This is a genomic window from Tindallia texcoconensis (assembly GCF_055383815.1).
On the sequence record NZ_AP042431.1, the window covers coordinates 694,459 to 715,476 of the forward strand.

The window sequence follows — 21,018 nt, forward strand, 5'->3', positions numbered from 1 at the left end:
CTTATAAAATACTATTGAGTGCTTGATCCAGATCCGCTATGATATCTTCCACCTCTTCGAGTCCCACAGATAGCCTGATTAAATCTGGTGAAATCCCTGCCGTTTGGCATTCTTCTGGAGAATAGGTAGAGTGGGTCATACTGGCTGGATGCTGGATTAAGGATTCTGCATCTCCTAAACTCACAGCTAAGCCACATAATTCCACTTTGTTCATCACTTGTTTTCCTTTTTCCAAATCGCCGTGAATCAGAAAAGCAATCATGGCACCTGGCTGTTTCATTTGCTTTTTTACCAATTCAGCTTGTGGAAAATCATCAAATCCTGGGTAATAAACTTCTTTTACTGCTGGATGATTGCGAAGGAACAGAGCCACTTTTCTTGCATTTTCACAGTGTTTATCCATTCGCAATGTAAGGGTTTTTAACCCTCTCTCAATCAAGAAAGAATTGAAAGGACTAATGGCAGCACCAGTCATGTCTTTTAATCCAAAGGTTCTCACTTCTGTCAAAAATTCTGCCTCCCCTACCACAAATCCCGCAATCACATCTCCATGGCCATTAAGATATTTTGTAGCAGAATGCACTACCACATCCGCTCCTAGTTCCAAAGGCTTTTGTAAATAGGGAGTGCAAAAGGTATTATCCACCATCACTAAACAATTATCTTTTTCATGGGCAATATGACTGATGGCTTCAATATCGGCAATTTCCATGGTTGGATTCGCTGGACTTTCCATGTAGACGATTCGCGTATTAGGTTTCATGGCTTTCCGAACATTTTCAGGATCTTTCATATCCACAAAGGTTACTTCGATATTAAACCGACTTAGGCCATGGCTTAACAAGGCAAAGGTGCATCCGTAAAGTGCTTTGCCTGCAATGATATGATCTCCACTTTTGACCGCTGTCCATATGGCAGAGGTAATGGCTCCCATCCCTGAAGCCGTTGCTAAGGCAGCTTCGCCCCCTTCCAATAAAGCCATTTTTTCTTCAATAACTGTATTGGTCGGATTTCCTATTCGTGAGTAAATATATCCTTCTTCTTCCAAAGCAAAGCGTTTTCCACCTTGATCCGCCGAATCAAATAAAAACGTAGCCGTTTGGTAAATCGGTGTTGCTAATGTCCCTTGTTCATTTCTTATGGCTCCGGCATGAATGCTCTGTGTTGCAAAACCTTGCTTCTTTAGCTGTTCTTTTTTCATGGTACACAAACCCTCCTGTTTTCATTCCATAGTAGTGAGAAGTCTCTTTCTATCTTAACTAATTCGACAATTTTTTTGAAACACCTTCTTTTTTGTTGAAATTTTCTTTTGACCTACTGATTAGTCGTTTATAATGATTTCATCTAATAGGTAAAAGCTCTTTAAATCATGGCGTTGAACCTTATGTCTAGAAGTAGTTAACAAAGTATCTCCTACATACATAATTCGATCAATGTTTTTGGAGCTATTGTACCAACGATGACCTGCTTTCTTATAATCCGTTGGGCTTACGTGTGTAATCCTGTTTTTAAGATGAAATCCAGCTTCCAAATCAAGGCTATATAGATGAGCCCCTTGAAATGTAAACTCCCCCCATTGCCATGGATTTTCTTGATTATCGACTGGTTTCTCCATGACGGTAATCGGAAATGCAATGATATCTCTTTCTTTTGAAAAAAGGAGTGCCCTGTGGTTTCTCAGTAACTCCGAGTCTGTGCCTGTATCTCCAATTTCTATCTTAAATGTCTCTATGGGTTCTTCTACATTAGTTACATCAAATACCCCTATCTTGAACCCACCAGGAATGGCATTGCCTTTCACATCATATACTTCTTTGCCAAAGCCTAAAATATGATTTTCATCATAGGGATGTAAGTAGTCGCTGTATCCTGGAATTTTAAGATATCCTAATATTTCAGGTGATGTTGCATCCGTCAAATCAATTACATAGAATGGATCTATTTCTCTAAAAGTCACTAAATAAGCTCGTTCTCCCATGAATCTAGCGGAATAGATTCGTTCTGTCGGAGCAATGTTTTCTATGGAACCAACTTGATGGAGATCGAGATCTAAAACGAAAAGATGATTCTTAGATGTATGTTCATCGGTTCGCCACATTTGACCCGTAGTGGTGGCAATCCGAAAGGTTCCATCGAATTCATCCATAGAAAATTGATTCAACACTCTTCCTGGAACACTGCCCGTTGCCTTATGTTCTATCTCACCTTCCTCTAAGGCAAAACGAAACAAATCTGTTTCAGAATCTCCTGCTCCCCATTTTTCCATGGCCATATAAAGATTGTCTCGGGAAGCATACAGATTATCTCCTCTACCTAAAAACACTTCTGTGTTCACTGGTTCACTTGGTCGACCCAGATTCACACCTGCTACGGTAATATAGTTAGATGCAATGGCCTCTGGAAAATATCCAATTCGATCATATTGGATGGTTTGCAAATCTCCATTTTCCAAGGCTGAATCTATAAAAACCGGCTGCATCAAGCTTTGGGCTTTCTCAGGAAAATGCTGCATAATCCTGTAATAGTCCAAGCTTCTGTTGGTCACAAAATAAATCGCTTGATCAATTTTTCTGGAAGACACGATGCGGCCTTCTAGGATCACTTGTCTCAACAAAGATGGTTTATTAGGTTTTTCCACATCATAGATTAATAAACAAGTTGTTGTTGGCTGGTGCCAGTAGGGCGGTGGATATATCCTTTTTCCCTCCACCTGTGGCAACACATTTGCTATGGGGGCCTCCTGTTCCACGGCAGAATCATAAATCACCGGATCTGGCATAGGCCGAATTGGTTTTCCTGTCCCCAAGACGATTAAATGGTTTTCATCCAAATATATTTCTTCCGTCCCAAATCCTTCCTCTAGCTGGATGACGCTGGTTAATTCCATTGGATGTTCTGGATCTACTTTCAAAATGACAATTCGATTTTCATCCACTCGATAAAGATACTCGCCATCAGTTTTAACCAAATCTCCTTCATCCACTCCTTCTACCTGAAGATTGGTGCTTGAATGATCTGCAGTCTGACTTTCAATGCTTTTGGTAACTGGTGTCGCCTCCATGGCATCTTCCATTAAAATGTTTGGTTCTATGGCGTGTCGGTAGTCCCCATGAGGCTTATGGGCTTCCATTAATTCCTTGAATTCTTCAAACCCCCTAAGCTTTTCAATGCCACCTGTTTTTTCATTCTCTATGCCCATACTGAAATACGGAAACATCCAGATCAAAATCACCATTCCCAAAAGGCTGATTCTCTTTATATTGCTCGGCATCCCAATTCCCCCCTCCATATATTTTTACTCTGCATTCTACTCCTTACCCTTAAAGACGTAAATTCCATCCTTTGGTTTCAACAATTTTAAAGCCACCGAAATTATTCGGTGGCTTGGTCTTCATCATAAATTAATCGATACTGGTTTTCCTCGATACGGTACACTTTTTCTATCTCATCATTTAAAAGGTTATGAATTTCTCCATCATAGGAAATGTGTGCACTAACGCCGCAATTAGAACTCAGCTGTCTGGGTACTGGCATCAACTCACAGGAAAAAGAGTCTTTTTTAGACTTTCGTTTAAATTTCATAGCTCCTGAGTGAGTAAAAAATAACACCATGTAATCATGCATATACTTCTTCCCTTCAATTGGTTTTCGCAATGAGTTGCAGATCTTCTCCCTCTTCTACGATAGAAACAGTATACCCTGAGCTATTAAGAAAACGCAAGACATTATTCTTAGCAGTTTCGTTATCAACAGAAACGGTCAAGGTTTCAGGCTTCTTTTCTACTGCTTTTTTTGTCATCAAGACTGGCTGCGGACATGATAAGCCCCTTGCATCTACATTAACCAACTTTAACGTCCCCTTTCACTTTTGAATCTGCCAGTTCAGAATTTAAATATGCAATTCCAATCAGAATAATCATCCCCACCATGACCACAATTTTCCCACCACTGGTAGCACCAGCAGGGCTGGAGGCCAAACTCATATTATGAGCAAAAGCTGCTCCTACCATCAGACCCATCACTGTAATGGCTGAATCTGTATTGCCTTCGCCAGCCAAAATCAAATGCCTTAGAGGACAGCCACCTAACATGACTGCTGATAGTCCTACTACCACCATTCCCATGAAATTCCATAAGGTTTCTGTATGTGCCACTGGCTGATTTTCAAATCCTAAGGAAAATTGATTGGTAGCCAAGTTTCCTATTAAAGCAACTACAAAAATGCCAATAAAACTCATAAGCAGCAAGTGATCTCGAAACAAAAAAGCATCCCGAACACCACCCATGGTACACATTCTAGTTCTTTGAGCCACAGCTCCTACAATAAGGCCACTCCCAAGAGCTAACACAAGTGGAGCCCTCATAGAACCAGGTCCTGTTTCACTGAAGATAAGCACACCTGGGAAAACAACCAGCACAAACAGCAATATGGCGTTAAGCATCGGAAAAATATACCCTTCTGATGAAACTAAACTATAATTTCGTTTAAGATTGAAGCCACGGTTTAGGAAAAATATTCCAATGCCAATACCTGCTGCGAAACCAGCCGCTGCTGGCAATGCGTTTAAATCTCCTCCTGCTAAACGCAATACCATTCTTAATGGACAACCTAAGAACACCAAAGCCCCTATCATCATCAGTGCTCCCAAGAAAAAACGAATAAAAGGAGCCGATCCGCCTTTTGATGCAAACTCATTTTTTGTTTTAGCCATGATAAATGCTCCTAGCACCAATCCCATTACTTCGGGCCTAGCATACTGTACAACCTCTGCACGATGCATTCCAACTGCTCCGGTTACATCCCGCACAAAGCAGGCAATGCAATAGCCCATATTAGCTGGATTCCCAAAATAGCCGAGAATCACTGATAATAGACCCACCACACCTCCTGCCATAAGCAACTCTTTCTTACGGATCAATGGTAAAACCTCCTCTTCACATAACATTTCTTATGATAATATCGTCTTCATTTTAACAATCTTCTTCCTAAAATAGAAATAAAGATTTTCTATCCCTTTCTTAAATCTCATTCAAAAAATCAATTGTAATTTCAAAAGAAAAGAATCATAATCAAAAGGAGAGGTGATTAAAGATGAAAAACATCTATTTTGATAACGGTGCTACTACCTTTCCAAAGCCAGAAGGCGTGGGAGAGTCGATGATTCATTATTTAAACCAAGTGGGTGGCAATGTAGGACGTGGAAGTTATGAAGCCTGTTTTGATGCTGGTAATATGGTGTTTGAAACCCGAGAAAAATTGGCAGCACTCTTTGATTTTTCTTATCCAGAAAATGTGATTTTTACTCGCAATGTAACAGAAAGCTTAAACTTAATTCTTAAAGGTTTCCTACAGCCTAAGGATCACGTATTGGTTTCTTCCATGGAACACAATGCAGTAATGCGTCCTCTTACCCGTCTGACAAAAGACGGAATTAGCTACACACGAATTCCCTGTAGCCATGAGGGATGGTTGGAAACAGAAACATTGAAGGATTCTTTAACCCCAAATACACGAGCTATCATTATCACCCACGCGTCTAATGTGAGCGGTACCATCATGCCTTTGCAACTTCTATCAGATTTTTGCTGCCAACATGGATTGCGTCTTATTATTGACGCAGCGCAAACAGCTGGTGTCATTCCTCTTTCCATGAAAAAATTAAAAGCAGATGCCATTTGCTTCACTGGACACAAAGGCTTGCTGGGTCCACAGGGTATAGGTGGAGTGGTGTTGACACCAGAGTTTTCAAAATTGGTAGCTCCTTTTACGGAAGGTGGCACGGGAAGTCTTTCCGATGAAGAAGTACATCCAGATTACATGCCTGACAAATTCGAAGCAGGCACCTTGAATCTTCCTGGAATTTATGGTCTTCATGCAGCTCTTGAATATATCGAAAAGATTGGTCTTTCAAAGATTCATGCCATAGAGATGGATTTAACAAGAGTATTTCTTCAAGAGGTTTCTCAGATTGATGGCATAGACATAATCGGCTCAAAAGAGATCTACCAACGAACCGCTGTGGTTTCTTTGGTTTTTAAAAATCAAGATCAGGGACAAATTTGCCACCAATTACAAAAAAAGTACGGTATTATGACTCGCTCTGGAATGCATTGTGCTCCTTCTGCCCATAAAACCCTTGGTACTTTTCCAGAAGGAACGGTCCGATTTAGTTTTGGTCATTACAACACAAAGGATGAAGTTGCCTATGCCATAAAAGCATTGAAAGAAATTCTTTCAACGCCTCTATGATCGGTTTTTACAATACACACCAGAGCAATTCTCCGACAGTCGCCTCTGTTTTTTCTAATATCTCGCCTGCTTCTTGGTGGCTGTCCAGAAAGCTCTGGATCTGTTCTGTTTCTTTTTCCGATAGCGCCTGCTTAATTCGTATTTTCTGAGTATAGTGTCGGAAAGCTTCTTCCACTGGCATTCTCATTTCCCATTTTCGCTGATTGATATGGATCTCTGGATGAATTCCCTTAAGCCTGAGAATATTTTTTATGCATTGAATTTTATCTGTTTGATGGGCTTTCTCCTTCCCCATCCGTTTGTGTATTTCATCTCCCACCAAGTCTTTCCTTTCAATAAAAGCACTGACATAGCAGTACCCTCTGCTGGCTTCCATCATTTTATCAAAGGTATTTCCATCATGAATGGCCGGAGACATGGATGCGATGACCAAATCAAACTGTTGATGCCATCCATATTGCTGCAAATTAATTTCATCCCAGTTTCCTTTGATCGGGGTAATCGTCTCTAGATTTTCTTGAGTCGCCTTTTCCTTTAGATGCTCCAGCATTTTCGAAGAAATATCCATCGCTACCACTTCTTGACATTGTTTAGCAAAGGCCAAGCTATAAGTGCCTGGTCCACAGCCTATGTCCAAAATGCGGCTATTTTTCGAAAGATACCCTCTCGAAACCATGTCTTCAGCCAATTCATTGGCTTTTTCTTGTCGTTTTTCCGATCTCTGGCTAAATTCTTCTGCCCGATCATCCCAAAACGATTCACACGTCTTCATATCTAAATCTTGCTGTAGCATTTCCTTCCAGTAGGTCATCTCTTTTTCCATTTTTTCACTCCTCTATATTTTTCCGATCCCTATTTATCCTTGCCTGATCCGGTGGTCAGCCATTCCTTCCAAATCACGCCCTAACAATGCTAAGGCTGTTACCAATAAGGTGATAAAAATCCATGGAAACAGCAGCCACCACTTCCAAAAGGAAGTGAGGTAAATCCCCTGAAAATTGACGGCATGATGAATAATCATCCCCCAACTTCTAGAAGCCGGATCTCCTAATCCCAGAAAAGCCAAAGAAGCCTCTGTTACAATGGCCATGCTGGCTAATCGAATCATACTGATAGCAAGCAATGGAAACAATTCTGGTATCAAATGCTTTTTTAGAATATACCCGGTTCCAGCACCGTAATGAGCTGCCATTTTAATATACGGCTGTTCTTTCAGAGATAAGGTGCCAGCTCTTAAAATTCTCGCTGGTCTAGACCAAGAAAACAGTGCTAATACTAGGATAATATTTCTTAAACTGGAGCCAAAAAAGGCTGCAATCACAATCATTGAAGGCAAATCAGGTAGTGCCAACATCACATCCATTAATCGCTGGATGAACCCATCAATTCGCCCCCCTTTCCAGCCTGCCACCATGCCCAACATCCCACCGCCAACACCCGCCAATAACGATGTCCCTATTCCAACGGCCAAACTAATGCGAGCACCGTAAGCGATCATGGCCCATATATCTATCCCTAGTTGATCCGTACCCATGATATGGGGCCAACCAGGAGGTTCCAGTGCTGGACCAGAAGAACGATGATGAGGCATTGTTGTAAGGAAAGGCGCAAAGATTGCCATGGTCAGTAGCAGCAATAACACCACTAAGGATATCTTTCCCAATAGCCTTCTTTTCAACCAAAATTCTTGCCAGTTTAACCAGACCGTATTCATCGTTTTTTTCCCTCCTGCCCTATTCTCGGATCCAGTTTATGATAAAGTCGTTCAGCAAAATAGTTCCCTAGAATTACCGATGTCCCCGTCACCAGAAAAATTCCTTGAAGCAGTGGATAATCCCGTTGTGCTACGGCAGTTGTCATCAATGTGCCTAATCCAGGATAAGCAAACACATTTTCTACTAGCACCGCACCACCCACCAGTCCTCCCAATTGTAGGGCAATTCGTGTAATAAGTGGCACTAGTGCATTGCGCAGTGCATGCAGGTATCGAATTCGATATTCCTTCAATCCCTTGGCCTTGGCGGTTCGCATGTAGTCTTTTGTGAGCACTGTACTCAAGCTATTACGAACCATGAGGTAAATACTTCCAGTCCGAGCAATCGTTAAGGTGGCTACTGGCAACACTGCATGGCTTCCTATATCCCACCATGACTCCCATACATTCTGATAAATAGCAAAGTGGGTTTTAGCTCCGGATAGAGGAAACCATCCCAATGTGGATGCAAAAACCACCAACAAGGCAAGTCCAATCAGAAAAGCTGGTATTTCTGATATCACCATCACCAAGGGATACAACATGGAGTCATTCCATTTATTTCTTCTCCAAGCCGAATAACTTCCCAATAGCGTTCCTGCCACCAAGCTAAGGATCATTGATGAAGTAACCAGCAGCATCGTCCATGGAAGCCGATTCAAGATCAGTGTACTCACATTTTCTCTATGGGAATAGCTAAATCCCAAATCCCCACTGGCTATCTCTCTTAAATAATAGAAATACTGAGTTAAGATGGGCTGGTCCAGCCCGTAGTACTCTCTATAGTATTCTAATTGATCCTGTGAGTATTGAACTGTCATATCATTTTCTTCGCCGCTGATATAAAGAAATGGATCTCCTGGCATCATTCTGGGCAAAGCAAAATTAAGGGTTAGAATAACAAAAAAAGTCAGCAGATATTGCCATGGTTTATCCATCAGCAAGCCCGGCTTTCAATAAATCATCGCTGCTTTTTTTACTAGCATTTTCAAAAATACGACTCGCTTTCCCTTCCTCTATCATTTTTCCTTTTTCCATCACGATCAATTGATCCGCCACTTTTCTAGCTAGATTTAAATCATGAGTGATCAACAGCAATGCAAAACCCATCTGATTCTGTAATTGTTTAAGGAGCCTTAACACATTCGCCTGAGTAGAAACATCAAGCATTGAAGTAATCTCATCTGCTATCAGAACTTTTGGTCGCATGACCAAGGCCCGAGCTAGCGCTACCCGTTGTCGCTGCCCACCACTTAGACTGGAAGTATATCGTTTTAGAAAACCATCGTCATAATTAAGTTGGAGGGACTCAAGGGCTTTTCTAATTCGTTGGATGATTTCGTCTTCCGAAGCGAGTCGGTTGATTCGCAGCGGTTCTCCTACTGCTTCTTCTACTGTAAGACGATGGCTTAGGGCACTAAAGGGGTCTTGAAGCACTAGCTGGATCCCCCTTTCGCAGCATGCCACTTGATTGTTTTTCAATGGTTTTTCTTGGTAAAAGAGTGTACCCGTATCTGGTGACAAAAAACCAGCCATTATTTTTGCAAAAGTTGATTTCCCTGATCCAGATGAACCGATTAAAGCCAGGGTTTCTCCATGGCGAATATTCATATATCCTTTACTAAGTGCATGAATTTTTCTATCTCCTACCCAATAGGTTTTTGATACGGCCTCTGCTTTCAGTATGCTAGTGAGGCCCTTTTGATGACAGGCGACTTCTCTTTCAATAGATACTCCTTGCAATGCTGGTACATGAGACTGGCAAGTATCTAAAGACTGGGTGCAGCGTCCTCTAAACACGCACCCCTCCTCTCCATCCTCATTCCTGGTCTCTCCTGGAATCCCCCATAGATCTTTATAGGGAGCCATTTCTACCGAGGCATTCATGAATCCACAGGTATATGGATGCATGGGTTTTTCAAGTACAGCATCCGTCAATCCTTTTTCGATTACTCGCCCTCCATACATAACCATGATTTCTTGTGTCAGTTGACTGACTAATTTCAAGTCGTGAGAAATCACTAACATGGCAAAATCCAGTTTCTTTTGAAGAAACTTTATAGTTTGGATCATTTCCCGTCGAGCAATTCCATCTAAGGAGCTGGTTGGCTCATCCAGAATAAGAAATCGTGGCTTGCAGCCAATTGCCATTGCCAACAACACACGTTGCTGCATTCCTCCAGATAACTGGTGCGGATAAGCACTAGCTTCCCATCCCTCTAATCCTACAAGTTTTAGTAATTCTTCTGCTTCTTCTCTTGCTTCCTTAGATGTAATGAATCCTTTTTCTATCAGTGGCTCCGTTAATTGATTCCCTATGGTCATAACGGGATTCAATACTTCTGACGCATTCTGAAACATCATGGCTATGGTATCCCAGCGATATTTTTTTTGCTCGTCCTTCTGAAGACTCAGATAGGGATTTCCAAATAGCGTTACCTCTCCAGCTGTTTGATGAGGCTTATCCACGAGCCCCATCAACGCCATCCCTAAGGTTGTCTTTCCACTTCCAGACTCACCAACAATTCCAAGGCTCCGTCCTTCCCGAAGTGTAAAAGAAGTGTCCTTTAATGCCTTAAACAGATTTCCTGCTGTATGATATTCCACTTGTATGCAACTGGCTTTTATCCTTCGATCCATGACGTCCTCCTTGCTTATTCTCTTCCCTTTACCGTTCTAAGTAAGATAATTTATTATGCGTCATATTATGATGATCAAACACATGCATCCATCCATCGTATGCTTCCAGATTATATACCGTGTATCCAGTCCGTAGAAATAGAGGAATTTCTGGTATTTCATCTGCCAATATTCCTTGTATTTCCATCATTTGATTCCGGCGCTGCTCTTCATCCATGATTCGAATTTGTTCCTCTAATTTGTCTGTAAGGAGGGCGTTATGATAACCCGGCACGCTATTGACCCAGTCTTGATCTGCATCTGTAAATCGAGCTCTCAAATAGTCAGCATCTCTGGCCCAACCTCCGTGTCCTACAATGACCATTTCATATTGACCATCAGCAATTTGCTGATCTCTAGACTGACTATCCATAGATCGAAGATTAACTACAATACCAATATCTTCTAACTGTTCTCGAATCAATTCGCCCATTCTAGATTCCTGATCTTCTCCGGTTAATAATTCAAAAGATAAAATTCCTTCTGACCACTGACTCTTCTCTAATAATGCCCTCCCTTGATCCAAGGAGTGTTCGTAGGCAGGAAGATCTGGGTGAAACCAACGATGATCTGGAGGAAGAATGCCCATACTTCCTGGAATTGCTCCTCCTCTGGCTATTTTCTCCACCAAAGATTGACGATCAATGGCGTATGCCATGGCTTGCCTTACATTCCGATCCTGTAATTCTGGTCTTTTTTCCATATTAAAACGCAATCGATATCCCCATACGCCAGGCTTCTCTACCAATTTATAATTCGCCTCTTCCATGAATCGATCTAACGAGTCCATGGGAATGTCCGTAAGATGAATCTCACCATTCTGCAATGCCAGTACTGGATCGCTTACGGGTATAAACTCAATTACATCCACCTGTTGCCTGGGGCCCCAAAAGTTTTTTGACGCTACAAATCGGTAGGTACCATGTTCTTGTTCATAATCCGTAAGACGGTAAGGACCTGTTCCCACTAAAGATTCTGGATCCGAGAAGGACTCTGGTGCTTGGACCTCTTCCCATATATGCTTAGGTATTATGTTGATACTATACAATTCTTCGATAAAAATTGGACTAGGCTCCCCTAAAGAAACCCTTAGGGAATGTTCATCAAGAACTTCAACTTCTTTGACAAACTCCTCGTCCATCAAGTGAGCTGAAGACACCACTGGTTTGAATTTTTTAGCGTATTCCAAGGTAAAGGCAACATCTTCTGCTGTAAAAGGGGTTCCATCATGCCATTGGACACCTTCCTGAAGTTTAAATTGGTATTCTTTTCCATCTTCAGAGATTTCCCAGCTTTCTGCTAACCAAGGAATATATCCTTTTTCATCCTTTTCTACCAGTTTGTCAAATATCAGATTCACTTTATAACGACCAGGTCCCCGAGAGTGGGTGGTGTAAGGTTGAGGTAACCCGTAGTCTCCACCTTCTAACCGTATGACCGTTTCTTGAGATGCTTCTTGGTCTGCTTCCTGACTCTCTTGTTGTGATACGGAATTGGTGCAGCCACTTAGAATCATCATCATGATCAATACACCTATCCATAATCCCTTGAACTTTTTTCCATTCATCTTTTTTCTCTCCTTTTTTATTCTATTTGATTCTCTTTCATAGCCATAGACAATCTAATTCCACCCTTTGGAGAGATGAGAAAAATATATCCGTCAAAAAAAGCCCCTTGATTTTATCAAGAGACTTTTCCCATTGTAAGTCTGCTTTTATAACGAATAATGAACATTTTCCCCATGTTCATTGGCTCTCATCCAAAGGCAGGTCTCCTGGCTTACGGTTCTTCCTCTTCCCCGCCTTCCCAAAAAAATTCAGTGGCCTTGTGGGGATTTGTCACCGTTTACAGTGGTGGGTCCGCGCCGGATTTCAACCGGTCTTCCCTATTCTCCCTCTTTTTCAAGGGCACCTTTGATGCATTTTAATCATATGTTATTATATCAAGTTCAGGTTCCTTATACAAGCCCGTAGAAAAAACGACTTCTGCCTATGCAAAAGTCGTTCTAAACAAAGCATAAATATCTTGTTACTCTAATCCTCTTCCAGTATTTCTTTTTTGCGACGTAGAAAAAAGAAGATCGAAAGAATAGTGACAGTCCATAGACCAATAGAAATCGGACTCCCTACAAAATACAGATAGTTTCCTCTGGCAATGGTTAAGGCCTGTCGAAAACTGGCCTCAAAAAGAGGTGTTACCAGAAATGCTAGGATCAATGGACCATCTGGTAGCTTATACCATTTGTAGAAGTACCCAATGAATCCAGATACAATTGCTATGATCGTATGGTAGGGCATATTGCTATAGGCATAGGTTCCTATCACAAGAAAAAGTGCAATGATAGGCCATAGGACTTCCGCAGGTATCTTTGAAAGCTTTGAAAATACAGGAATCAGTATCCATCCAAAAATCAAATTAAGTGGATTCGTCATCAGCATTAAAATAAACAGCGTATAAACTACCTGGGTATGATCAACCACGACCCTGGGTCCTACCGGAACTCCTTCCATAACCAAAGCAGCCATCATTAAAGCTGCAATGGAACTGCCTGGTATCCCGAAGGTTAACATAGGAATAAAGGTCGCTCCACAGGTAGCATTGTTAGCAGCTTCCGCAGCTGCTACCCCATCTAGGGATCCTTTGCCATAGTTTTTATCTTTGGTTATTTGACTATAAACAGAATAAGATGTGTAAGAAGCAAGTGTGGCTCCTGGTCCTGGAAGTGCTCCTAGGAATGTGCCTAGTACAGACCCAATGCCAATAGCCTTACCAGATTTAAATAATTCTTTGAGGGTAAGGCCTTTTTCTTTCTTTTTTGCTTCATCTAGGATGCTATCGCCCAAATCCCCAGATTTATCTGGATCTTTGATAAAACCATGTATTTCTTTCACAATCACCGGCAATGCAAAAAAGCCCATAAGCAGTGGTACCAAAGGAAATCCTGATTGCATTTGTCTTATGCCAAAAGTAAAGCGTAAACCACCAGTAATAATATCCCGTCCAATAATGGCTAAAAAGAAACCAATTCCTGCAGACATAATCCCTTTTCCTGGGTTTTCTGCGGAGAAAACAACGACTAAGGATAGTGCCAACATATAAAGGGCCGTTAATTCTGCTGGCCCGAAACTTGGCGCCATTCTACCTATCGGTACGACTAGGAAAATCAATACAAAGGACCCGAAAAAACCTCCTAAAACAGATGCATAAAGGCCCATTTGAAGGGCTTTTTTGCCTTTTCCCATCTGGGTTAAGGCATAACCATCTGCTACAGTTGCTGCCGCTCCAGAGGTTCCTGGTGTTCCAAAGGCAATGGCCGTTATGGATCCACCGTAGGTCCCGCCCACATATGTACCGATTAGCAATCCCATGGTTTGTGCCAGTGGTAAAATAAATGAAAAAGGCAATACAAGTGCAATAGGGAGGCTGTGTGCAAGGCCTGGAATAGCACCTACCGAAATCCCTACAACGATTCCCATCATAATAAAAAGGATGGTTTGAATCGTAAATACATCCGATACTGCTCCTGTTAATGCGACGGTATCAATAGCCATATTCTATCCCTCCCTTTATGGCAATGGTGTTCTAGGCATATACATGGATAATAACTCGATAAATAAGATGTGTATGACAATAGAAACCACCACTGCTAATGCAGCCATTTTAGCTACTCTTTTTCCCATTTGCTGAAATTCGTTTTTCCGTTTTACATCTCGATATACACACCAAAGCCACCATACAAACAGAAAAACAAAAGTTGATGTTACGAGCCCTATATTTCGGAAGGACCAAGAATATGCCCACATATATACTGCTATACCAAAGGCATATGGAAGTTTTCCAGTAAACTTGAACTCAATCTTAGTTTCTGGTTTCATCACTTCTCTAATCGGAACCAAGATGCCTCCAATAGCCATCAAAATCAAAGAAATACGGGGTACAAATAGCTCCATGGTTCTTAAGGGAGAAGTAAATGTCCATGCATACCCACCTAAGGATATAATAGCAATAAGAATTCCAACTTTTGAGTTTAGAGATAATAGGTGTTTTGAGCTCATGTTTACACGCTCCTGACTCATACTTTTTTAAAGTCCGATATTTCTGTCTTTTCAAAATAGACCAAAGCGATTTCCAATGGCTTTGGTCTATTTTTTCATAGAAAACTAATCTAGTGTTTGAATCCATTCCATGTAATCTGGAACCATGGTTTCTTTAACATCCATATAAAAATCCCAAGTCTCTTCTGCATTTAAATAATGTGCCACTACTCCCATATCTTTAAAACTTTCCTTTAGTTCTGGCTTTTCAGCAATTTCGCCAATTGCATTGGAAATTCGATCTTTTATGGCCTGCTCCGTTCCCTTCACAGCCCATAACGCGATGGGATGTCTTTCCCTTCCATCTTCTATGCCATATTCTGATACATTCGGAACTTCAGGCATCAGTTCATCTCTTTCCGTTAGTGGTTGAGTATTGACCATTACGGTCATATCTCCATCTTGATGCAGCGGAACCGCCGCAGCCAAACTCAAGTGTCCAACATCCACATGCCCGCCTGTTAGATTTAACGCTACATCAGCTCCACCTTCCAGTCCCACAAAAACATAATCAAATTCGTCTGGTGGTAAGATTTTTTCTACGATATAATGACGAACATTACCTTCCCCCTGTCCTCCAAAGGTTACTTCATTGGGGTTTTCTTCCATATAGGCCATTAAATCGTCTAAGGTTTCCCACGGAGCTCCCTTCCGGTTTCCAATAACAAAGGTGGGACTTGCCAAGGTAGCAACTGGCTCAAAATCATCGATGGTATATCCTCTGTCTCCAGCCGCAGGTTCAAATAATAAAGGTCCCGTATGACCCCAAAAAAACATATTAGCATCTGGTGTCTGGTTGGATACGTAGTAAGCCGCTTCTGTACTCATGCCTCCTGGCATGTTTACAACATTAGCGTTAATGCCAAATTCCCTCATATGTTCTGCCATATACCTTGCTGTCAGGTCATTTGAACCCCCAGCACCAAATCCTACCACAATATCAATATCAATTTCTTCTTCCAGTTCTGCTGACGGTTCTGCTGTAGCTTCCGCCGTTTCTTCCGTATCCACTGGTGCTTCCATTTCTTCTGAAGGCTCTTCTCCTCCGCATCCAATTAACATGGTCCCAGCCATTATCAGCACTAGCAGCATAATCAACCTTTTTCTAATCTTCATCTCTTTTCCCCCCTTTTCGCTCTCCACTTATATACAGCCCATTAATCGATTGATCTCTCTACCAATCATAAGGAAGGGTACTGCAATAGTTACATAAGGGGCTTGGCCGGAGCACATATTAAGGCTCCTGTGCTCCGTCACTTCATGCTTTTGGATCCCAGCGTTGACCAAACCTATGCCTCAGATTTCTAATTGAATCTATTTCTGGGATGGTTCAGTTCAACAACTAGTCTTCAAATCCATCTAACCATTCAGTAAATCGAGGGATCATTTCATCTTCAACTTCCATAAAGAAATCCCATTGTTCTTGTGGATTCAAGTAGTGGGCAACCACTCCAATATCTTGGTAGTTTTGAACAAAATTCTCGTCTTTAGAAATCGCTTCCACTGTGCTGCTTACACGATCAATAAGTTCCTGGGGAGCTCCTTTAGGTGCCCATAAACCCAATGGATGCGGCTCTTTTGCATCAATTCCAAACTCTTCGATATTTGGGATATCTGGCATCAACGGATCTCTATCCATTAAAATTTGTGTATTCACCAGTACTGAAAGGTCTCCATCTTCATGGAGCGGTCGTGCTGCAGCCAAACTCATATGTCCTAAATCTACGTGTCCCCCTGTCAGATTTAGTGCCACATCCGCACCGCCCCCAAGACCCACATAGGTGTAATCTAGTTCGTTAGGATCCAGAATCAGTTCTGCTATAAAGTGCATCATATTTCCTTCCCCTTGGCCTCCCAGCACTACTTCGCCTGGATTCTCACGAATATACTCTACTAGTCCATCCATATCTTCCCATTCAGCATCTGCTTTTGAAGCAAGGGCAAAAGTAGGGCTTGCTACTAAGCCCGCTGGGTCAAAGTCATTAATGGTATACCCTCTATCGCCTGTTGCTGGCTCAAAGGACATAATCAACGGATGTGCCCACATAAACATATGTGAGTCTGGTGCTTGTGTCGAAACATGATACGCTGCTTCTGTTCCCATTCCACCTGGCATGTTAACTACATTTGCATTGATGCCATGAGCATGCATTGCCTCTGCTAGGTATCGTGCCGATAAATCATTAGATCCACCTGCACCAAATCCTACCACAATATCTATATCAATATCTTCAAGGTCTTCCGCTGTTTCGGCTGGCTCTTCTGAAACGTCTGCAGGATCATCCGCAGGTTCTTCTGTTGGAGCTGCTTCTTCACCACCGCATCCTGCCAGTAAAGAAACAACCATCACCATGGCCAACATTAGCATAAAAAACTTTTTGTTTTTCATTTGTAATAATCCCCCTTTTTTATACCTTGCATTCAATTCTTCCAGTAAATGATTTTACGTTTACCTTGCCACCTCCCTTTAATGCACATCCGCTTCAGCAGGATCTTTGTGCATCTAAACTTGAAGTCATTATACAATAAACGTAAGAATATTTCAATCTTTAATCAAATCCAAATCATCAAAATATATTCAATATACCGTAAAGTAATTAAATTACGTAACTAACGTTATGTTCTTTGCTTCCAGTCCCTTCTCAAAGGGTATCTAAAAAGAGATCTCCTTAGCAGAGATCTCTTGCATCCATCCTATGAAAATAAACCTTAATTAAGGGTTTGGTGCCACTCTTGAAACAACGGTACCATTGTTTCCTGAATTTCCATATAAAATGCCAAGGTGTCTTCTGGATTTAGATAATGGGCAATCAAACCACTATTGAAATAGTTTTCCTGTAGTGTTTCATCTTGTGCCACTTCCTCCATAGCACCGCTGATTCTATGGATTAGCTCTTGATCTGTCCCAGGTAACGCAAATAATGAAATCGAATGTGGCTCTGCCGGAGCACCAGATACTTCTGTAATGTTAGGGATATCAGGCATGAGCGGGTCACGATCCATTAGAATCTGTGTGTTCACTAATACCGTCATATCTCCTTCTTCGTGAAGCGGTCTTGCAGCAGCAAGACTCAGATGACCCAAATCCACATGTCCTCCTGTCAAATTCAAGGATACATCTGCCCCTCCAGCAAAGGCTGTATAAGCATAGTCTAATTCATCAGGTGGAAGCATCCGCGTTAGATAAAAATGCATCATACTACCTTCTCCCTGACCTCCTACACTGACTTCTCCTGGATTTTCTTGAATATATTCAATCAACTCATCCCAGTCTGACCATGGTGCCTCTGCTCTTGATCCCAAGCTAAAAGTTGGGCTAGCCAACATTCCAACTGGTACAAAGTCATCAATGGTGAATCCTCTATCATCAATCGCTGGCTCAAAGATCAAGGTCATAGCTTGACTCCAAAAAAACAGGTTCGCATCAGGTCTTTGTTGCGTCATATAATAGGCCGCTTCAGTTCCCATTCCTCCTGGCATATTAACCACATTAGCCATAATGCCATGGGCTCGTAAGGCTTCTGCCATGTAGCGAGCTGCTAAATCATTAGAACCCCCGGCTCCAAATCCAACAATAATGTCGATTTCTACCTCTTCTTCCAATTCCTCCCTTGCTTCTTCTGTAGCTTCATCTTGATCTTCTGCAGCCGTTGTATCCTCAGCAGGGGCATCTTGGCCCCCACAACCTATTAGCAGTGAAAACATCATCATTAACGCCAATATCATGATTCCTAATTTATGGCTTCTCATCCTTTTTCCCCCTTTTGTTCGTTGATATTTAAATTTCTTTGTTTTCATATTGATTCAGGATTGTTATTTTCACCGCCTTTCCATTTTTATGTTACACAAAATATGTTTACATGATAATTGCTTATTATACACCCGATCCTAATTAATTGCAATATTCTAACTAATTTAAATTTTCATTTATTCGCTTTCCAAAACCAATAATCTAACCTTTCCTCTTACCTCCTATTCCCTCCACAACAAAAGCCCAGCGTATACTGGCAGCATCTTTCTCTGCACCTACACGCTGGACTTTCACTAATCTTTATTATCTTTTACCAATCATTATTCTTATTCACCAGTCTTTATTTTGATTCGACAGATTCGACAACAACAACAAGATTCTCAGATTTTTTATTATTCTACCGTGACACTTTTTGCAAGGTTTTTAGGCTTGTCTACATCGGCTCCTCTGGCAACAGACATATAGTAAGCAAATAACTGAAGTGGCACCACTGAGAGAATTGGAGCAAGGATGTCTGAGGTGTCTGGAATACTCAGAACAATATCCGCCGACTGTTCCACTTCTTTCTTAAGAGATTCTTTTGTCACCGCCACCACATAAGCCCCTCTCGCTTTTACTTCTTTCATATTGGAAAGCATTTTATCGTATAAACGTTCCTGGGTTGCCATCGCCATTATTAGGGTTCCTTCTTCTAGCAATGCAATGGTTCCGTGCTTAAGTTCTCCAGCTGCTATGGCTTCTGAATGAACATACGAAATTTCTTTTAGTTTTAGGGATCCTTCTTTGGCTGTATAGTCGTCCAATCCTCGACCTATATAAAAGGCATGATGTTGGTGAATCTGTTTATTAGCTATTTCTTGAATGGTTTCCTGATGATCCAGGATGTATTGAATTTTATCTGGCATCGATTTTAATTCTTTCACTATCTTAGCCACTTCTTCTTGGCTCATAATACCTTTTAACTCTGCCATAAACAATCCTAACAAATAAAGTACGACCACTTGAGTGATGTAGGCTTTCGTAGAAGCAACTGCAATTTCAGGTCCAGCCCAGGTATAGAGAACATCCTGAGCTTCTCGTGAAATACGACTGCCCACGACATTCGTAACTGTCATGATATGAGCTCCTCTTGCTTTCGCTTCTCTGAGGGCTGCCAATGTATCTGCTGTTTCCCCGGATTGACTAATGGCAATCAAAAGGGTCTTCTCATCCACAAAAGGGTCTTTGTACCGAAATTCTGACGCAATTTCTACTTCTACTGGAATACGAGCAAACCGCTCAATCGCCTCTTTTCCAATAAGACCTGCATGCCATGCAGTGCCGCAGGCTATCATTACAATTTTATTGAATTTTTTAAATTGATCTGGGGTAAAACTCAATTCATCCATCACAATACGATTTTGTTGGTCAAGACGTGGCATCATGGTATCCCGAACTGCTTTGGGTTGTTCATACATTTCTTTTAACATAAAATGTTCGTATCCACCTTTTTCGGCAGATTCTAAATCCCACGTTACTTTAAATATATTTCTTTCCATAGGCATTCCTAGTTCATTAAAAATATCTATATGATCTTTTGTTAATACAGCCATTTCACCATCTTCCAAAAAATATACATCCCGTGTATATTTTAGTAAGGCTGGAATATCCGATGCAATGAAATTTTCACCCTGACCTATGCCTACCACTAATGGGCTATCCTTCCGTACCGCAACAAGGGTCTCTGGTTGTTGCTTGCAAATAACTCCTATGGCATAGGCACCTTCCATTCGCTGAACTGCTTTTTGAACAGCCTCGACAATATTTCCTTCATAATAGTATTCTACCAGATGAGCAATTACTTCCGTATCTGTTTCGGTCGCAAAGGCTATGCCCAACGTATTTAACCATTCTTTCAATTTCATATAGTTTTCAATAATCCCATTGTGAACCACAGCAATGTTCCCAGCGGAGCTAGAGTGTGGATGGGCATTAATATCGTTAGGTTCACCATGGGTTGCCCATCGTGTATGGCCTATTCCAAGACTTCCTGAAATCCGGTTTTTATTCAGATGCTCTTCCAACACTGATAATCGGCCTTTAAATTTTTTTACGGCTATTCCTCCATTTGAATAAATAGCAACTCCAGCCGAATCATACCCTCTATATTCCAACTTACGTAACCCTTCCATCAATATTGGAGCCGATTCTTCTTCTCCAATATAGCCTACAATTCCGCACATTATGACTTCCCCTTTCAACAGTTCTCTGCTCATCTATTCTTATTTTTGACATAGCAAAATGACCTCTGATTTACATCACAGGTGTTCACCCAAAACCTTTTGTACTGCCAATCGCTTGCCAGTTTTATGGTTTCTTTTTCGGTGGTGATATCACCGCAGGGCATCCGCCGATTCCTCGATAAACCCTGTTCCTCGTCAACTCATGAATCCCATGAGTTCAGGCGCTTGGTTTTGCTATTCAGTTTTGCTCTTGTGCATAGCATCACCTC

The 21,018-nt window shown here is 41.5% G+C and carries 17 protein-coding genes and 1 riboswitch; of the genes, 1 reads left to right on the plus strand and 16 read right to left on the minus strand.

Going from position 1 to position 21,018, the window contains the following annotated elements:
• Position 1: 1 nt before the first annotated feature.
• From megL to yedE, 5 genes are all read right to left on the minus strand, one after another.
• On the minus strand, positions 2-1,201 hold the full coding sequence (megL, locus tag ACZ47N_RS03275; RefSeq protein WP_464887718.1) for a methionine gamma-lyase: 1,200 nt from the start codon (positions 1,199-1,201) through the stop codon (positions 2-4).
• A gap of 120 nt (positions 1,202-1,321) precedes the next feature.
• A complete protein-coding gene (locus tag ACZ47N_RS03280) occupies positions 1,322-3,271 on the minus strand; it encodes a beta-propeller domain-containing protein (protein ID WP_464887719.1) in 1,950 nt (649 codons plus the stop codon).
• A 101-nt stretch (positions 3,272-3,372) separates the two neighbouring features.
• On the minus strand, positions 3,373-3,624 hold the full coding sequence (locus tag ACZ47N_RS03285; protein WP_464887720.1) for a putative Se/S carrier protein: 252 nt from the start codon (positions 3,622-3,624) through the stop codon (positions 3,373-3,375).
• A gap of 13 nt (positions 3,625-3,637) precedes the next feature.
• Positions 3,638-3,847, minus strand: coding sequence for a sulfurtransferase TusA family protein (locus ACZ47N_RS03290; RefSeq protein ID WP_464887721.1), 210 nt, complete (start codon positions 3,845-3,847; stop codon positions 3,638-3,640).
• Positions 3,840-4,919 carry a YedE family putative selenium transporter gene (gene yedE / locus ACZ47N_RS03295; protein ID WP_464887722.1) on the minus strand — a complete coding sequence of 360 codons (1,080 nt, stop codon included), beginning with the start codon at positions 4,917-4,919 and terminating at the stop codon, positions 3,840-3,842. Before yedE ends, ACZ47N_RS03290 begins: the two co-directional genes overlap by 8 nt.
• Positions 4,920-5,092: 173 nt before the next feature.
• Between yedE and ACZ47N_RS03300 the strand changes: the two genes are divergently transcribed.
• Positions 5,093-6,250, plus strand: a complete 1,158-nt coding sequence (locus ACZ47N_RS03300) for an aminotransferase class V-fold PLP-dependent enzyme (protein WP_464887723.1) — start codon at positions 5,093-5,095, stop codon at positions 6,248-6,250.
• 7 nt (positions 6,251-6,257) lie between these two features.
• Here ACZ47N_RS03300 and ACZ47N_RS03305 read toward each other — a convergent pair whose 3' ends face one another.
• From ACZ47N_RS03305 to glmS, 11 genes are all read right to left on the minus strand, one after another.
• A complete protein-coding gene (locus tag ACZ47N_RS03305) occupies positions 6,258-7,073 on the minus strand; it encodes a class I SAM-dependent methyltransferase (RefSeq protein ID WP_464887724.1) in 816 nt (271 codons plus the stop codon).
• A gap of 33 nt (positions 7,074-7,106) precedes the next feature.
• Positions 7,107-7,964 carry an ABC transporter permease gene (locus ACZ47N_RS03310; RefSeq protein ID WP_464887725.1) on the minus strand — a complete coding sequence of 286 codons (858 nt, stop codon included), beginning with the start codon at positions 7,962-7,964 and terminating at the stop codon, positions 7,107-7,109.
• Positions 7,961-8,941 carry an ABC transporter permease gene (locus tag ACZ47N_RS03315; protein WP_464887726.1) on the minus strand — a complete coding sequence of 327 codons (981 nt, stop codon included), beginning with the start codon at positions 8,939-8,941 and terminating at the stop codon, positions 7,961-7,963. The genes ACZ47N_RS03310 and ACZ47N_RS03315 overlap by 4 nt, the downstream gene beginning before the upstream one ends.
• Complete coding sequence (locus tag ACZ47N_RS03320) at positions 8,934-10,643, minus strand: ABC transporter ATP-binding protein (RefSeq protein ID WP_464887727.1); 1,710 nt, start codon at positions 10,641-10,643, stop codon at positions 8,934-8,936. Before ACZ47N_RS03320 ends, ACZ47N_RS03315 begins: the two co-directional genes overlap by 8 nt.
• Positions 10,644-10,671: 28 nt before the next feature.
• On the minus strand, positions 10,672-12,249 hold the full coding sequence (locus ACZ47N_RS03325; RefSeq protein ID WP_464887728.1) for an ABC transporter substrate-binding protein: 1,578 nt from the start codon (positions 12,247-12,249) through the stop codon (positions 10,672-10,674).
• Between the two features lie 180 nt (positions 12,250-12,429).
• A riboswitch (cobalamin riboswitch) is annotated at positions 12,430-12,612 on the minus strand.
• A 103-nt stretch (positions 12,613-12,715) separates the two neighbouring features.
• A complete protein-coding gene (locus tag ACZ47N_RS03330) occupies positions 12,716-14,233 on the minus strand; it encodes a tripartite tricarboxylate transporter permease (protein ID WP_464887729.1) in 1,518 nt (505 codons plus the stop codon).
• A 15-nt stretch (positions 14,234-14,248) separates the two neighbouring features.
• Positions 14,249-14,737 (minus strand): tripartite tricarboxylate transporter TctB family protein, encoded by a 489-nt coding sequence (locus tag ACZ47N_RS03335; RefSeq protein ID WP_464887730.1) that lies wholly within the window; start codon positions 14,735-14,737, stop codon positions 14,249-14,251.
• Between the two features lie 105 nt (positions 14,738-14,842).
• Entirely contained in the window at positions 14,843-15,892 is a 1,050-nt protein-coding gene (locus ACZ47N_RS03340) for a tripartite tricarboxylate transporter substrate binding protein (protein WP_464887731.1), read from the minus strand.
• A gap of 226 nt (positions 15,893-16,118) precedes the next feature.
• Complete coding sequence (locus ACZ47N_RS03345) at positions 16,119-17,165, minus strand: tripartite tricarboxylate transporter substrate binding protein (RefSeq protein ID WP_464887732.1); 1,047 nt, start codon at positions 17,163-17,165, stop codon at positions 16,119-16,121.
• Between the two features lie 320 nt (positions 17,166-17,485).
• Positions 17,486-18,526, minus strand: coding sequence for a tripartite tricarboxylate transporter substrate binding protein (locus tag ACZ47N_RS03350; protein ID WP_464887733.1), 1,041 nt, complete (start codon positions 18,524-18,526; stop codon positions 17,486-17,488).
• 393 nt (positions 18,527-18,919) lie between these two features.
• A complete protein-coding gene (gene glmS, locus ACZ47N_RS03355; RefSeq protein ID WP_464887734.1) occupies positions 18,920-20,749 on the minus strand; it encodes a glutamine--fructose-6-phosphate transaminase (isomerizing) in 1,830 nt (609 codons plus the stop codon).
• Between the last annotated feature and the right edge of the window lie 269 nt (positions 20,750-21,018).

What these genes read in the sequence shown, in the direction of transcription:
- ACZ47N_RS03315 (WP_464887726.1), bottom strand. Translation starts at nt 8,941, where the DNA reads ATGGATAAACCATGGCAATATCTGCTGACTTTTTTTGTTATTCTAACC.
- ACZ47N_RS03300 (WP_464887723.1), top strand. Translation starts at nt 5,093, where the DNA reads ATGAAAAACATCTATTTTGATAACGGTGCTACTACCTTTCCAAAGCCA.
- ACZ47N_RS03330 (WP_464887729.1), bottom strand. Translation starts at nt 14,233, where the DNA reads ATGGCTATTGATACCGTCGCATTAACAGGAGCAGTATCGGATGTATTT.
- megL (WP_464887718.1), bottom strand. Translation starts at nt 1,201, where the DNA reads ATGAAAAAAGAACAGCTAAAGAAGCAAGGTTTTGCAACACAGAGCATT.
- ACZ47N_RS03345 (WP_464887732.1), bottom strand. Translation starts at nt 17,165, where the DNA reads ATGAAAAACAAAAAGTTTTTTATGCTAATGTTGGCCATGGTGATGGTT.
- ACZ47N_RS03285 (WP_464887720.1), bottom strand. Translation starts at nt 3,624, where the DNA reads ATGCATGATTACATGGTGTTATTTTTTACTCACTCAGGAGCTATGAAA.
- ACZ47N_RS03320 (WP_464887727.1), bottom strand. Translation starts at nt 10,643, where the DNA reads ATGGATCGAAGGATAAAAGCCAGTTGCATACAAGTGGAATATCATACA.
- ACZ47N_RS03340 (WP_464887731.1), bottom strand. Translation starts at nt 15,892, where the DNA reads ATGAAGATTAGAAAAAGGTTGATTATGCTGCTAGTGCTGATAATGGCT.
- ACZ47N_RS03310 (WP_464887725.1), bottom strand. Translation starts at nt 7,964, where the DNA reads ATGAATACGGTCTGGTTAAACTGGCAAGAATTTTGGTTGAAAAGAAGG.
- ACZ47N_RS03305 (WP_464887724.1), bottom strand. Translation starts at nt 7,073, where the DNA reads ATGGAAAAAGAGATGACCTACTGGAAGGAAATGCTACAGCAAGATTTA.
- glmS (WP_464887734.1), bottom strand. Translation starts at nt 20,749, where the DNA reads ATGTGCGGAATTGTAGGCTATATTGGAGAAGAAGAATCGGCTCCAATA.
- ACZ47N_RS03325 (WP_464887728.1), bottom strand. Translation starts at nt 12,249, where the DNA reads ATGAATGGAAAAAAGTTCAAGGGATTATGGATAGGTGTATTGATCATG.
- ACZ47N_RS03350 (WP_464887733.1), bottom strand. Translation starts at nt 18,526, where the DNA reads ATGAGAAGCCATAAATTAGGAATCATGATATTGGCGTTAATGATGATG.
- ACZ47N_RS03335 (WP_464887730.1), bottom strand. Translation starts at nt 14,737, where the DNA reads ATGAGCTCAAAACACCTATTATCTCTAAACTCAAAAGTTGGAATTCTT.
- ACZ47N_RS03280 (WP_464887719.1), bottom strand. Translation starts at nt 3,271, where the DNA reads ATGCCGAGCAATATAAAGAGAATCAGCCTTTTGGGAATGGTGATTTTG.